Raw genomic sequence first — 2,923 nt, forward strand, 5'->3', positions numbered from 1 at the left:
CTTTTTCATTTTACTTCCCCCTTAAAATTTTTGATTTATCTTAATAGATTGCTCTATTGAAGACTATTTGCTTTCGGCGTTTCCAAGCTTCAGTTTTGTTCTTTTTGTTTTTGCCCATATGTCGTAAATAACTGCAAGAGCTATGATTGCACCACGGACAATTTGTTGAAGGTATGAGTTAACACCTACCAGTACCATGATATTATCTAAGAATCCAACGATAAACGCACCGGCTAAAGTGCCTGATGCAGTTCCAATTCCGCCTGTAAAGCTTGTTCCACCTATAACGGCTGCTGTAAGCGCTTTGAATTCATAACCAATTGCGCCGTTCGGCATTCCTCCATTGATACGAGACATGAATAATATTCCGGCAATACCAACGAATATACCATTGATAATAAAAGCGCGCATTTTTATCTTGTTGACGTTAATACCGGAAGCATTTGCTGCTTCTTCATTCCCGCCAATCGCATAAACAGATCTTCCAAACACTGTATGCTTTAGTAGATACCATGTAATCACTAATAAACCAATCATAAAGATAATAGGTGCCGGTATTCCAAAGATTCTTCCTTGACCAAATACCACGTAATCGCCTATCTGGTAGATATTCTGACCATTTGTATACATCAGTGCAGCTCCACGGGCCATTGTCATCATAGCAAGAGTTGCGATAAATGGCGGTGCCTTAAACTTTGTAACCATTAATCCATTTAACACGTTACACAAGACACCTATCAAGATAGCGACTACAAATGCGATCATCAATGATCCTGTCATTTTATAAGCTGATACTGATAGTACCCCTGCCAAGGCTAGTACAGAAGCAGAGGATAAATCCAGCATTCCGGAAATAATCAAAATGGTTTGACCAAAAGCCAGTATTGTACCTACAGAAATTTGTGTAGAGATATTTAATAAATTTTCAACAGATACAAAATTCTCATTCGCTAGCCAGCTAACCAAGAAAAGTGCTAACAATACCATGTAGATACTGTACTTACTTTTTAGGTTAGTCCACAATTTACTTTTATTCACTGTGTTCATATTCTTTTCTCCCCCTATTGAGTTTTCGTTGCAGTAGCATATGCCATGATTTTTTCTTGTGTAAACTCATCTCTAGTCAGCATACCTGTTATTTCACCTTTTGCCATGACATATATTCTGTCACACATCATAATCAATTCAGGTAGTTCCGATGAGACCATGATAACAGCTTTTCCTTGCTTGGCCAGCATCGTCATCAGTTTATATATCTCATGTTTAGCTCCTACATCAATTCCTCGGGTCGGTTCATCCAAAATTAGAATATCCGGATCAGTAACCATCCATTTGGACAAAATCACTTTTTGCTGATTGCCTCCGCTTAATGCCTCAATGGATGTTTCATAGGATGGTGTCTTCACATTCATTTTCTTACATAAATCTTCAACTGTCTGATTCTCTATATCTGCATGAAGTCTTCCGCCATAAATAAACTTTTTCAAACTAGACAAGGCAACATTTTCTCTGACACTACGAACCGGAATGATTCCAAATCGCCTTCTATCTTCAGACAGCATAACCATCTTCTTGTCTATGCTGTCACTGACGCTTCTAATATGAACCTTTTTATCCTTGATGATGACTTCTCCTGATTGGTATTCATCCAGTCCAAACAAGGCTCTCATTACTTCTGTTCTGCCTGCACCCATTAAGCCTGCAAAGCCAACAATCTCACCTTTGCGAATTTCAAAATTTATATTCTTAAACTTGCCTGGATTTGTGAAGCCCTTCACCTGCAATACTTGCTCTCCCAGCTTAATATCTTCCTTTTGGAAAATGCTTTCCACTTTTCTACCTACCATTTGGGTAATGACCGTTTCCATGTCATAATCCTCTTTTGGTCTTGAATCCACAACACAACCATCTCTAAATACTGTGATTTCATCTGCAATTCTAAATATTTCATCCATCTTATGAGAGATATATATAATGCATGTGCCACGCGCTTTAAGTTCGTTGATTTTCTTAAATAGAACCTCAACTTCCTTCTGTGTAATAGCGGATGTAGGCTCATCCATGATAATGATATCTGAATGATATGAAATTGCCTTTAAAATCTCCAGCATCTGTATATCTGACACCGTGAGATCCTTCAGCTTAGTCTCAGGTGCATAGTTAAGATTTTCTTTTTCCAATAACGCTAATGTTCGCTTTCTAATTTCCTTCCAATCAACCTTGCCATATCTGTCTCTTGGCCAATTGCCTACAAACAAGCTTTCTTCAATGGTCATTTCAGGCATATAATTGAGTTCTTGAAAAATCATAGAAATTCCAAGGCTTCGTGCTTCAATTGGATTTTTGATGTCTACAACCTTTTCATCAATTAGAATTTGACCTGAATCTTGCTTGTATATGCCGTTGATCACCTTCATCAAGGTAGATTTTCCGGCACCGTTTTCACCGCAAATGACATGTACCGTTCCTTTTCTAACAGCAAAATTAATCTTATCTAATGCTTTAACACCTGGAAAAAATTTTTCAACATTAGAGACTCTTAATTTTATATCCAGATTCATAGCTTATAGATTCTCCTTTATCTGTTTTTTTGATTTGAACTTACGTTTTTCCTTATTTCAATGATAATGAATATTTATCATCAAATAAACGCTCTAGGTTATTCTGATTTAGTACAATTTTACTCAGTTGAACAAATTTCGACTTTTTGCGACCTTTTTTTATACTAAATTATTGTTTTTGTATACGAAATTAAGAATTTTTAAACAAAATATAAAGGAACCTTCATTTACGAAGGTTCCTTCAATCTAATTTTTATTTTTATGGTTCCTGCTTTCCTTATATTCCATCACGGTCATTCCGGTAATCTTTTTAAAGACCTTACTGAAATACTGTTGATTTGAATATCCGGCTTCTTCAAAGA

At 36.4% G+C, this 2,923-nt stretch carries 3 protein-coding genes; all 3 read right to left on the reverse strand.

What is annotated here, in order from left to right:
* Window positions 1–63: 63 nt before the first annotated feature.
* Window positions 64–1,023, reverse strand: a complete 960-nt coding sequence (locus K0R93_RS19025; protein WP_330685231.1) for an ABC transporter permease — start codon at window positions 1,021–1,023, stop codon at window positions 64–66.
* A gap of 38 nt (window positions 1,024–1,061) precedes the next feature.
* Window positions 1,062–2,561, reverse strand: coding sequence for a sugar ABC transporter ATP-binding protein (locus K0R93_RS19030; RefSeq protein WP_300304959.1), 1,500 nt, complete (start codon window positions 2,559–2,561; stop codon window positions 1,062–1,064).
* A 246-nt stretch (window positions 2,562–2,807) separates the two neighbouring features.
* Window positions 2,808–2,923: AraC family transcriptional regulator (locus tag K0R93_RS19325; RefSeq protein WP_300304961.1), on the reverse strand; the 116-nt coding region annotated here is incomplete at its 5' end.

This window comes from Anaerosolibacter sp. (assembly GCF_029240175.1).
Taxonomy (GTDB): domain Bacteria; phylum Bacillota; class Clostridia; order Peptostreptococcales; family Thermotaleaceae; genus Anaerosolibacter.